Annotated in this window: 16 protein-coding genes; all 16 read left to right on the plus strand. The window is 48.2% G+C overall.

Translation table 11 applies throughout. The features are described 5' to 3' along the window. Positions 1 to 58 precede the first annotated feature (58 nt). The 16 genes from LZD49_RS26240 to LZD49_RS26315 all read left to right on the plus strand — a co-directional run bounded on the left by LZD49_RS26240 (position 59) and on the right by LZD49_RS26315 (position 9,645). Positions 59 to 778 carry a hypothetical protein gene (locus LZD49_RS26240; protein WP_234670665.1) on the plus strand — a complete coding sequence of 240 codons (720 nt, stop codon included), beginning with the start codon at positions 59 to 61 and terminating at the stop codon, positions 776 to 778. Positions 779 to 817: 39 nt separating this feature from the next. Next, positions 818 to 979 (plus strand): hypothetical protein, encoded by a 162-nt coding sequence (locus LZD49_RS26245; protein ID WP_234670666.1) that lies wholly within the window; start codon positions 818 to 820, stop codon positions 977 to 979. A 5-nt stretch (positions 980 to 984) separates the two neighbouring features. Continuing rightward, a complete protein-coding gene (locus LZD49_RS26250; RefSeq protein ID WP_234670667.1) occupies positions 985 to 1,791 on the plus strand; it encodes a hypothetical protein in 807 nt (268 codons plus the stop codon). A gap of 6 nt (positions 1,792 to 1,797) precedes the next feature. Then, positions 1,798 to 2,952 (plus strand): DNA polymerase III subunit beta, encoded by a 1,155-nt coding sequence (gene dnaN / locus LZD49_RS26255; RefSeq protein ID WP_234670668.1) that lies wholly within the window; start codon positions 1,798 to 1,800, stop codon positions 2,950 to 2,952. A gap of 31 nt (positions 2,953 to 2,983) precedes the next feature. Beyond that, positions 2,984 to 3,364 carry a hypothetical protein gene (locus LZD49_RS26260; protein ID WP_234670669.1) on the plus strand — a complete coding sequence of 127 codons (381 nt, stop codon included), beginning with the start codon at positions 2,984 to 2,986 and terminating at the stop codon, positions 3,362 to 3,364. Positions 3,365 to 3,443: 79 nt separating this feature from the next. Then, entirely contained in the window at positions 3,444 to 3,749 is a 306-nt protein-coding gene (locus LZD49_RS26265; protein ID WP_234670670.1) for a hypothetical protein, read from the plus strand. A gap of 28 nt (positions 3,750 to 3,777) precedes the next feature. Then, complete coding sequence (locus LZD49_RS26270; protein ID WP_234670671.1) at positions 3,778 to 4,689, plus strand: hypothetical protein; 912 nt, start codon at positions 3,778 to 3,780, stop codon at positions 4,687 to 4,689. Continuing rightward, complete coding sequence (locus LZD49_RS26275; RefSeq protein WP_234670672.1) at positions 4,686 to 5,603, plus strand: hypothetical protein; 918 nt, start codon at positions 4,686 to 4,688, stop codon at positions 5,601 to 5,603. The genes LZD49_RS26270 and LZD49_RS26275 overlap by 4 nt, the downstream gene beginning before the upstream one ends. Positions 5,604 to 5,612: 9 nt before the next feature. Continuing rightward, positions 5,613 to 6,107 carry a hypothetical protein gene (locus LZD49_RS26280; protein ID WP_234670673.1) on the plus strand — a complete coding sequence of 165 codons (495 nt, stop codon included), beginning with the start codon at positions 5,613 to 5,615 and terminating at the stop codon, positions 6,105 to 6,107. Beyond that, positions 6,097 to 6,351, plus strand: coding sequence for a hypothetical protein (locus LZD49_RS26285; protein WP_234670674.1), 255 nt, complete (start codon positions 6,097 to 6,099; stop codon positions 6,349 to 6,351). Before LZD49_RS26280 ends, LZD49_RS26285 begins: the two co-directional genes overlap by 11 nt. Continuing rightward, the gene (locus LZD49_RS26290; RefSeq protein WP_234670675.1) at positions 6,351 to 6,584 is read left to right on the plus strand and encodes a hypothetical protein; all 234 of its coding nucleotides are present in this window, start codon (positions 6,351 to 6,353) and stop codon (positions 6,582 to 6,584) included. The genes LZD49_RS26285 and LZD49_RS26290 overlap by 1 nt, the downstream gene beginning before the upstream one ends. 103 nt (positions 6,585 to 6,687) lie before the next feature. Continuing rightward, positions 6,688 to 7,044 (plus strand): hypothetical protein, encoded by a 357-nt coding sequence (locus tag LZD49_RS26295; protein WP_234670676.1) that lies wholly within the window; start codon positions 6,688 to 6,690, stop codon positions 7,042 to 7,044. Between the two features lie 29 nt (positions 7,045 to 7,073). Further along, a complete protein-coding gene (locus LZD49_RS26300; RefSeq protein ID WP_234670677.1) occupies positions 7,074 to 7,649 on the plus strand; it encodes a hypothetical protein in 576 nt (191 codons plus the stop codon). Beyond that, entirely contained in the window at positions 7,646 to 8,062 is a 417-nt protein-coding gene (locus LZD49_RS26305; protein ID WP_234670678.1) for a PcfK-like family protein, read from the plus strand. The genes LZD49_RS26300 and LZD49_RS26305 overlap by 4 nt, the downstream gene beginning before the upstream one ends. Before the next feature lie 3 nt (positions 8,063 to 8,065). Next, positions 8,066 to 9,364, plus strand: a complete 1,299-nt coding sequence (locus LZD49_RS26310) for a PcfJ domain-containing protein (protein WP_234670679.1) — start codon at positions 8,066 to 8,068, stop codon at positions 9,362 to 9,364. Then, on the plus strand, positions 9,361 to 9,645 hold the full coding sequence (locus LZD49_RS26315) for a hypothetical protein (protein ID WP_234670680.1): 285 nt from the start codon (positions 9,361 to 9,363) through the stop codon (positions 9,643 to 9,645). Before LZD49_RS26310 ends, LZD49_RS26315 begins: the two co-directional genes overlap by 4 nt. Positions 9,646 to 9,914 lie beyond the last annotated feature (269 nt).

Consider the following 9,914-nt stretch of genomic DNA (forward strand, 5'->3'; position numbering starts at 1 on the left):
CTTTACGTATATATAAATCCGTTTTTTAATCATTTAAAATCTATAACCAAATACAGAAATGGGAAGAGCCGACGAATTTCGACCGTCAAACCCTGCCGAGCGCTTTTATGATTGGCGCAGCGATGAGAATGCATTTTGCTTCTACGACAAAGAGTCCGAGGCGCGCATTGCAGAGCCATTGCCCTTCAATTTCCTCATCCTTCGCCAATCGATCCGGATTACAGGCGTAGACAAACAGACAAACCAGCAGATCCTCAGCAACGAGGTGCGCAGCGTAAGTAAGGAGCCACTGAACGTTCGCCTGAGAGACGGCAAGGTATTATCTACCGGATATTGGTCCGAAATTAAAGAGGAGGTCAATTCGTTCGGCGGTCACTATACTAAGATAATCTTTGCGATGGATGCTGCTGGATCAATGATCTGCCTGCGCATACGTGGCAAAGGATTACAGGCGTGGGGCGACACGATCGGCAAGAGCCAGCGACGTCAGCGAGATGAATGGATAGTTGTAAATGGCTACCAAGAGGACTTTTACGACGAAAAGCCATTCTCCTGGCCGACCTTTGAATTTGGCGGATCAATATCGAAAGAAATGTGGCAGCGCAGCGATGATCTGTACAAAGAATTGGAGGAGTACTACAAAGGGATCAGCGCCCCACAGGCTCAACCCATTGCAACATCCGCAACCTCGATAGCTCCGGCAACGTTAATGCCTACCGCCGCAGCTACTACACTACCATTCGCTGCGGTTTCAGACGACGACGATTTGCCTTTTTAGCGTGTCAATTACATTTCATCAACCCTAAAACCCGGTTACATGAATGAGCCAAACGACTGGAAATCGATCGTCCTGATCTATTATTTTATTCAGGCCGCAGCAATCATCGCCTGCGCTGTATTCATAGTCGGGATCGGCATACTGGCTGTTCAGTACATAGCCCCCGACAGTTTCATCAATTACGTTCTCTCTAACTTCTAACAATAATGTCAACACAAATTTTTAAAAGCTACTTTGATTTCTATCAAAGGGAAGATAAGACCGTGAACGGTGTTTCGACTGAATTTGCCGCCGAAAACCCGGAATTTGAAAAGCAAAACGAAACGAATAAGGGCTGCTGGAGCTGCTCCGACTGCTCCGGCTGCTCCCGCTGCTCCTACTGCTCCGACTGCTCCGGCTGCTCCCGCTGCTCCGACTGCTCCGACTGCTCCGGCTGCTCCGACTGCTCCGGCTGCTCCCGCTGCTCCTACTGCTCCGGCTGCTCCGACTGCTCCGGCTGCTCCCGCTGCTCCGACTGCTCCGACTGCTCCGGCTGCTCCGACTGCTCCGGCTGCTCCCGCTGCTCCTACTGCTCCGGCTGCTCCGACTGCTCCGGCTGCTCCCGCTGCTCCTACTGCTCCGACTGCTCCGGCTGCTCCGGCTGCTCCGACTTGGAAAATGCAAAGCCGGTTGCCTCGGCTGAAAAGTCAGAAGCGCCGTACTATCCGGTAATTGAAAACATACACCAAAAGGTGTTAGATGCGGTTTCTGCTCCGGATGCGTTGGACATGGCAACATGGCATACATGCGACACAACGCATTGCCGTGCTGGCTGGGTAGTTACATTGGCCGGTGAAGAGGGCCGCAAGCTTGAACGGCGGACTACCACCGGATTCGCAGCGATGATGATATACAAGGCCTCATCGGAGATACGCGTAAGCCCTACACGTTTCTACGAGACCAACGAAGTGGCCATGGCCGATATGAAGCGCTGCGCTGAGGAGGAAATCAAATCTCAAACACAAAATAAATAGACTTAAATGGTTGCAGAACAAATCGTAATCGGCGGATCTGTTGAGACCGCCGATCTCAAACGCGCCCTAAACCTGTTCACAAAGGTGGTGCGCGACTCCCCTATCCTGCCTATTCTCGATAACGTGCTGTTTCATTTCGAGCTGGGCACCCTTCACCTGACCGCATCAAACCTGGTCACAACGGTATTTACTTCTATTCAGGAGGTAGATTTTTGTAAAGCTGGATCGTTCCTGCTCCCTTACCGTCGAATCAAAGCGTTGGTATCCCTTTCGCCAGCCGGAAAAATGGTTTTCCAGGCGATTGGCACCGAAGAGGATGATATCGAAGTGGCGATCACAACCGAATACGGAGAATTTAGATTTGGCGGCCTCGACAAGGTTGGCGACTATCCAGCCCTTTCCTGGTCGCCGGTATCTCATTTCCGCATCAATATGAGCGAACTCCGAGAAGGACTTCTACTGACGCGGAAAACAGTTTCTACCGACGATCTGCGCCCGGGAATGACCGGTATCCACTTTGATATCGCGGAGGGCAATATTAAACTAGTTTCAACAGACGGCCACCGGTTGACCAAGTACGAAACCACGGCTCCGGTATGCGAAACAATCCTGCCGTTTACATTGCCGGCCAACTTTGCGGACTTTTTGCTGCACAGTACATCGCTGAAAGACAAAGAAGTTTCTTTCGGGTTGAAAGGCATCAACGTTGTAGTAAGGTTTGAAAGCTGCGTAGTGCTTTCCCGCGCTATCGACACATTCTTTCCCGACTACAAAGCCGCAATGCCATCTAAGTTCGAACATGAAGTCGAGCTCGATATCGCGCAAGTCAAGGCGAGAATTCAAATTGGGATACTCTTCTCAAATCGAACCACCTCCCAAATGGCCTTCAATTTCTCGCAAGGAAAGCTTAGCCTCGAATCCGAATACTTCGATTACGGATTAAAGAGCAAACAGTCGATAAATGTTGATCAGTCCGCACCCAATATAAAAATTGGTTTCAATGCCAGGTTTATAACTACGATACTGGCCCCGTTTAGCGGCACTGTTAAACTGCAAATGTCTGCACCGAACAGACCGGCCGTATTTGTTCCCCAGGCCAAACATGCAAAGTCCGTGCAGTTGCTATTAATGCCGGTGATGTTAGGACATCCCTATCAGTAATCAGGTTTTTAACCTTAAACGAGTCGAACCCATGATTTTAAATGCCGATAAAGTAAACGAAGTATTTAAGTCGTGCCTCTTTCAGGACGGCGAGGGAACCGACAATTACATCGTTGGGTATGGCGTAAATATCAAAGTAGGGTTTCATCCAGATAGGCTGTTGGCCCAGGCTAAAACAATCGACGCGATGCTTTCGGAGCTCCCGGATACATTCAAGAGATCAGGTGGGGGCGGTATGTCATTCATGAATATGTGCGAGAGCAAAGAGGGGAATCTATGGACAGGCGCGCATCGAACAATGGATCAACTTGTATGCCTCGGATCAGCGATCGGGAAAGTATCATTTCCTATGCCGCGTGAAATGTGGTCGTATCTACCAGGAGGAATGCCTTACATCCTTATTCACGATTGATAATCCTTAACAGCGTCGAACCCTTATGATCGAGTTCGTTAATTGGCAGGTGTGTGAGCATTGCGGGAAACGATATGCAATGAAGCATTCTTGTAAAAAGGGAGTCAAGCGCAAGCCTATCAGGAGAGTAAGTAAAAAGTACCGCAAAGAACTAGATCAATACCGTGTTGACGCAAAAGAATTCATTCGCCTCAACACGGGTTGTTTTGCCACGCTCGAAGGATGCACCAAGCGATCTACCGAAGTGCATCACCTGGCTGGTCGCGGATCCCTGCTCAATGCGAAAAGGCTTTGGCGTCCCGTATGCCCCAACTGCCACCGAATCATTCACGACGTCCTGAGTATGGAAGAGGCGGTAAGCCTCGGATTAAGAATTAAGAAATAGCGATAACCTACCATATCAGTAGTTTTTTATGAACAGTTACGAGTTTACACGGGCATGGTTCGACTTTGCTTTTGAAAATACTGATGTCGTCAGTGGAAACCACACCGGTGTATACTTATGGAATGTAGAGCTGAATAACCGCTTAGGGTGGGTAAAAAAGTTTGCTTCACCCGCCTCACAGGCAATGATGGCAAACGGAATTAAATCCTACAATACCTACAAAAAGATATTCTCAGACCTGGTTCAGTGGGGATTCATAGAAGTAGTTCAGGAGTCAAAAAACCAGCACTCCGCTTGCATCATTGCGTTGTCAAATTTTGACAAAGCACTTGATAACGCACTTGACAAAGCACTGACAACGCACTTGACAAAGCAAGGTGATGCTCTGTCATTTTTTGACAACGCAGATGCAGAGCACTTGACAACGCACTTGACAACGCACTTGCAACGCACTGTACAAAGCACTTGCCAAAGCAGTAGTAGTATAATTAAACCAATAAACCAACAAACCAACAAACCAATAAACGAAGAAGAAAAGGATTTTTCGCCGCCGTCGTTTGTTCGCGACGAGCTCGATGAATTAAGAAAAAAAATTGATCCCCCCGAGTTGCGCGCCGCCCCCCTTACCCTCGACGAGTACGAAGTCAAATTGACGGAAAACCGAGGCTTGCTCGAAACAACCTGCATGAGCTTGAAAATTTCAGAGGAAAGTTTCCGGAAAGCAGTTAAAAAATTCTTCGCAGATAAACGGGCCGTCAACCATCAAGCCAAAAACGAGCAGGATATCACTCAGCATTTCATGAACTGGTCACGAAAGCGCCTCTGGGAAGAACCTGACGTCGGCGACAAAAAGGGGAAACTAACCAAATCAGTGGAAGCCGCCGCCCGGACAGCAAGCAGGAGTGACAAATTCTTAACCTTCGACGATCTCAACCAATGAACAATCTCACAGTAATCAAAAACGACGGAATGCCCGCTTACGCTTCTGGAAAGTTGACGCGATCGGAATGCGGAACGGCGATGAGCTCATTTGCATCAATCGAAAACCCGAGAATTTCGAGCATGGGCGGGCCGCAAATAGCCAAAATTATTTCCGCAATTGGGCTTAAAGTGGCCGTTCGCCTTGGCAGGAAGCCGATTGAAGAAGAAGAACAGGACTTGATCGACATGGAAATAAACAGGGACCTGATCAAAAAATTCCCGACGCTCACCGAAAGGGAAGTTATGGAGGCGCTCGAAAACGGCCTCGACGGCGAATACCAGAGACGCCCGGAAGACCCCATAATCTTCACACCATCAAACTTTGTCCAGTGGATTAAGGCTTACATAGCCCAAACAAAAACGCCCGTTCAGAAGAAGCTTGCGCGGCTCGCGCAGGACCAGAAAGATGATGAATGGATCATACCTGAATCCGAGCGTTTGAAAGTTTCCCACGAGTTTTTTTTGTCGGTCGTGAAGCGCGTTCTCGCAGGCGAAGACTACGAGGATTGGGGCAACTCGGTTTACACATTCCTGGACAATATCGGCTTTATGGTCGTGCAAAAGGAGGACAAGTGGAAGGCTTTTGAATTCGCAAAGCGGCAAATGATGAAAGATGCTTTGGAGAGTCCGGACGTCGCCGTGAGAAAATCAGAGGTCAGAAGGGTATCACAGCTTGTCTCACAATCCGACTTGGGATACCAAGGCAACGAAATCATTGACCGGGCGCGCCGGCTACTGGTCACCCAAAGGCTTGCAGATCTAATCGAAATGTATGAAGAAGACCAGACCGCCTATTTGGAACTGGTTGCCGAACGGGTCGAATACCTGTGCATCGATCTCAAATCACCAGAACAGTACAATCAACAATCTTAAAATTCCTTCATGCAAGTAAAGCACATCGTCGGCATAGACCCCGATTTAAATCGCTCTGGCCTCGCGATCTGGGACGTGTCGGGCAAATGGGTGTTCCATAAAGCCGTTTCGTTCTCAGAGCTCATTTTACGGGTAACAATGCTCTGTCAAAAAGAAGACACAGTAATCGTCCTCGAAGCCGGTTGGCTCAATGCCAAATCAAACTTCCGAAAGGGATTTTCAAGGCAGAAGTCAGACCGCATCAGCAAGAACGTCGGAGAGAATCAGGCTACCGGAAAAAACCTATCCGAAGTACTGTCCTCATCCGGATACCAGGTCATCGAGCAAAAGCCATTGCCAAAGGGCCCGCTAAAAGGGAAATCATGGACGGAGGCAGGACGCAAATTCATCCAGGAAAACTCCGGCATCACCGGCAGGCTCAATGACGAAGAGCGCGACGCCATCTACCTCATCCTAATGCGCAAACAATCAATCATTCAATCAGCAAAACAAAATGGAAAATAAGCCTATCACAGCCGAAGCGCTATCAGCTGCGGGATTCAAAACCGAAACAGTGGCGCACTGGTCCGGCGAGAAAAAAGAAACTGGACTGCTTGTCCTGCATGGCTGGGATCCGGTGCCCAGGATACAGTTTTCCGAGCCGGTTGCCTATGCCTCAATCAAGTCGCAACAGTGGAAACTGAAAAACCAGGAAGACCTAGACAAATTCATCAATAAGTACATACCGATCTTCTGCGAAAAACAATAATGGGACAGAAAACAAAACGCGGCACTGTAAAGCCCACCACGCCAGCGCCAAAGCAAAACTTCATCCAGCACAGGGAAACCTTCGACGGACTTATCAATCGTAGCTATGAATCGGCTCCAAAATTTCAAGTCATCGAGCCAGGACAAAAGCCTTACATAGTCCATTCGCGCAGGGCGCTCGATCAGCTCCGGAAAAGCCATCCGACCTGGACGATCAACGAATACAAGTTTTGACCTATGGGTAGTATCGTCCGGCACATCGACGACATCCTCGACGAATTCGGCTCGTGGGATAATTACGAAAAACATTTCCAACAACTTAAAAACAGTTCACTCAATGAAAAAGAAAACGCTGATCCTCGCCCTGGTGACAATCCTTGCCTCAGCATGCAAAGACAAACCTCTGCTGACACCGGAGAACCCGGCATTTAGTGGCACCACCTGGATATCTTACATGTTTGGCACCGTGCCCGGCAATGAAATCTACAAGGTGCTTGAATTCAAAAAAGGAAACCAGGTTGAAATCAGCTACAAGGCAGGCGGCACGCGGGACTTTATAACGGTCGGGACTTTCAACTACAATTCCGATAGCTCCCGGTTCTGGATCATAGGAACCAACGATAAGCCGATATACGGCGAAATCAAAGGTCATCAACTCCAATTTGAAAACGCCCTCTACGATCGCAGGAAATAAGATAAAACCAGCCAAACATAACTAATATTATGCAGTACCTCCGAATAGATACAACAGATATTTTCATCGACGATCAGGGAGAAGGCCGCGGTAAGATCATCGTGGCCGACACGAGCTGGGATTACAATTTTTCCTATTTCTGGGGCGCTATGGGAAAGGCAATGCCACAATTCCTAATCGGCACGAGCGCATGTTATTTCGCTGGAAAGCTCTGCGGGCGCTTTGATCGTAATCAGCTCGATTTTGACGCATCAATGCGGTCTGTCCGGCAGGCCATCCGCGAGGAATTCAAGTTCTGGGAGTATATGCCTTGGCAAAAGGAGCTACGCCAATACCTTCGAGAGCAGCATTGTGAAACGGATGAAGAAATGTATCACATGCTTGCCAACCTCGACAATCAAATTTGGTGTGAGCTGGACTACGATGAAGAAAAGGAGGTAATGGAACGCCTGATGTCTCTATTCGAAGAGCCGACCGCCTACATTGAACACAAATCATCGCGTGCGGTTGAATGGCTCGAAAAGCTACACCAAAAGCTCGTGAAAGAGTTGAACTCGCAACTTAAAGCAATAGTAAACCAAACACTTGAAGGTAAATCATCATGAAAGGAACCGATTCATTCAGAAAAGCAATAAGCCAGCACTTGGATTCACTCGGCTCGGAGGATCCGCTGTTTGCCGAAACGCTGAAAAAGCCCGGCAAGAACATCGAGGATTGCATTACCTACATTCTCAACCAGGTCAAGAACAGCGGCTGTAATGGCTTTGAAGACTCCGAAATTTACGGCATGGCAGTTCACTACTATGACGAAGAAGATATCAAGCCAGGTCACAAAATAAACTGCAAGGTCGTAGTAAACCACACCACCGAGCTAACCGCCGAAGACCTCGACAACGCGAAGCAGGCCGCATTCGAAAAAATCCTCATCGAGGAAAAGGAGCGACTAAAAAAGAAGTCCTCATCCAAATCCCAGCCTGTCAAAGAAAAAGCCGTAGTAGTTCAGCAAGCAATGTTTTAAACGATGAAGCCGAAAACAATTTTTCAGAAAAAGATAGATTCTTTACGGAAATTCCTCCCGGCCATTTCCGACAAACAACTGCAATGGGGATACGACAACTGCTTCGATCGCTCCGGTTTTCTCACTAAAAGCAAAGCTCACTGCATTGAATGTGGTTACAGTTGGCCGCAAGAAAGGTCGCTAGTAGCGACGATCGTCGGACTGACTTGCCCAAACTGCGATTCGGAATTGAAGATGTCCAATACCCGGAAACGCAGCCACCAGGACGCCGCTCACTTCGCGATCCTGACGACAGTAAAGGGGATTCAGGTTGTACGAATGTTCTTTCTACGCAAAACCGGAAAAGTAGGCCAGCGAGCCGAATTTACGGGCTTCGAAGTCATGCAGCACTGGATTGACAGCAAGGGAAAGTCTAGTATGTACGCGATGAACGTGAATACGATGACCGGATATTACGATTCTTGGACCGGCCACGGTGAACTGCATTTGCGGGATCGTATGGGAAACGGCGCAATCCTTCGCAGTTCAATCGTTCCTCATCAAATATACCCGAGACGCGGAATCACTCCGGAAATCAAGCGCAACGGTTTTGATGGGCATTTATACGATCAGTCCCCTTCTGACTTTTTTAGAATGTTGCTCTCGGACAGCAAAGCCGAGACGCTTTTGAAGGCCAGGCAAATCAGCCTGCTTAAATATCTGTTCTACAAGTACTGCGGGCCCGAAACACTTTCCAAGTATTGGAACAGCGTAAAGATCTGCATTCGGAATGGATACCTGATCAAAGATGCTTCACTGTGGACCGACTACATCGATCTGCTAGAACATTTCAACAAAGACCTCCTCAGCAGCCATTACGTATGTCCGGTCGAGCTGAAAAAGTCTCACGACAAGCTGATGAGAAAAAGGCAATCCATCCAGGAACGCGCCCGGGTTGAGCAACTACGGAAAGATATTGCCGAAGCAGAAATCCATTATCAGCAACAGAAAGGCCAGTTCTTTGGTCTGTTGTTTTCAAATGGCGAAATCACCGTTAAAATGCTTGAATCAGTCAAGGAATTCCAGGAGGAAGGGGACACCTTGAAGCATTGCGTTTTCGTCAACCAGTACTACAAAAGGCAAGATATCATCGTCCTTTCGGCCAGGATCGACGATCAGCCGGTTGAAACGATTGAGCTTTCCCTGAATACCCTGAAAGTTATTCAGGCGCGCGGGATGAACAACAAGCCAACCGAGCACCACGGAAAGATCGTGAGTCTGGTGTACGATAATTTAAATGCCATCACCGGCAGGATGCAATGACGAAAATTATCATTTTCTCCGAAAAAGAGAAAAAAGCCGTTCTCAAACGCTTCATGATCGAATTTTTTCCATTCACGCCACTGCGAAAAGCAGGCTTATTCACTCCCGAAATGAAGGGCGATTATGCAGCTCAGGCGGAGCGTGTCTGCAAATTCTTAGGATATGAAACGGTATATGAATATGGCTCGAAGGAAGTTCTTGCCACCTGTCTATCGCAGGTAAAAAGGATCCCGACGAGCCATTCGTTACAGTTGTCTCAAATATCTACGAGTGACGATTAATTTTGATGCAGCACACCGGCGCATTCGTAATGGAGGCGTAGTCGCCCGGAATAGGTAAGATCCCGGTATTAGGCCGGGAGACGAGAGCGGACGCCGCGCGGTTCGAATCCCTCATGCGTCGGGTGCTGTAAAATAAATCAGGGGCCATGAGCCCCTTCTTTATGTACTAATCTAAACTAAATCGAATGTGGTGTTAGTTATTCAATGCGTACATTATTGCGCTGAACATCATATCTGCTATACGGGTATAGCCAGTCGAGTTTAAGTGC

The sequence above is a fragment of the Dyadobacter sp. CY261 genome, from assembly GCF_021440085.1.
Taxonomy (GTDB): Bacteria; Bacteroidota; Bacteroidia; order Cytophagales; family Spirosomataceae; genus Dyadobacter.

Bases quoted from the DNA above. Each gene is read 5' to 3' on its own strand.
- LZD49_RS26290 (WP_234670675.1), top strand. From the start codon at position 6,351: ATGGGACAGAAAACAAAACGCGGCACTGTAAAGCCCACCACGCCAGCG.
- LZD49_RS26265 (WP_234670670.1), top strand. From the start codon at position 3,444: ATGAAGCATTCTTGTAAAAAGGGAGTCAAGCGCAAGCCTATCAGGAGA.
- LZD49_RS26245 (WP_234670666.1), top strand. From the start codon at position 818: ATGAATGAGCCAAACGACTGGAAATCGATCGTCCTGATCTATTATTTT.
- LZD49_RS26295 (WP_234670676.1), top strand. From the start codon at position 6,688: ATGAAAAAGAAAACGCTGATCCTCGCCCTGGTGACAATCCTTGCCTCA.
- LZD49_RS26300 (WP_234670677.1), top strand. From the start codon at position 7,074: ATGCAGTACCTCCGAATAGATACAACAGATATTTTCATCGACGATCAG.
- LZD49_RS26240 (WP_234670665.1), top strand. From the start codon at position 59: ATGGGAAGAGCCGACGAATTTCGACCGTCAAACCCTGCCGAGCGCTTT.
- LZD49_RS26260 (WP_234670669.1), top strand. From the start codon at position 2,984: ATGATTTTAAATGCCGATAAAGTAAACGAAGTATTTAAGTCGTGCCTC.
- LZD49_RS26275 (WP_234670672.1), top strand. From the start codon at position 4,686: ATGAACAATCTCACAGTAATCAAAAACGACGGAATGCCCGCTTACGCT.
- LZD49_RS26250 (WP_234670667.1), top strand. From the start codon at position 985: ATGTCAACACAAATTTTTAAAAGCTACTTTGATTTCTATCAAAGGGAA.
- dnaN (WP_234670668.1), top strand. From the start codon at position 1,798: ATGGTTGCAGAACAAATCGTAATCGGCGGATCTGTTGAGACCGCCGAT.
- LZD49_RS26310 (WP_234670679.1), top strand. From the start codon at position 8,066: ATGAAGCCGAAAACAATTTTTCAGAAAAAGATAGATTCTTTACGGAAA.
- LZD49_RS26305 (WP_234670678.1), top strand. From the start codon at position 7,646: ATGAAAGGAACCGATTCATTCAGAAAAGCAATAAGCCAGCACTTGGAT.
- LZD49_RS26315 (WP_234670680.1), top strand. From the start codon at position 9,361: ATGACGAAAATTATCATTTTCTCCGAAAAAGAGAAAAAAGCCGTTCTC.
- LZD49_RS26270 (WP_234670671.1), top strand. From the start codon at position 3,778: ATGAACAGTTACGAGTTTACACGGGCATGGTTCGACTTTGCTTTTGAA.
- LZD49_RS26280 (WP_234670673.1), top strand. From the start codon at position 5,613: ATGCAAGTAAAGCACATCGTCGGCATAGACCCCGATTTAAATCGCTCT.
- LZD49_RS26285 (WP_234670674.1), top strand. From the start codon at position 6,097: ATGGAAAATAAGCCTATCACAGCCGAAGCGCTATCAGCTGCGGGATTC.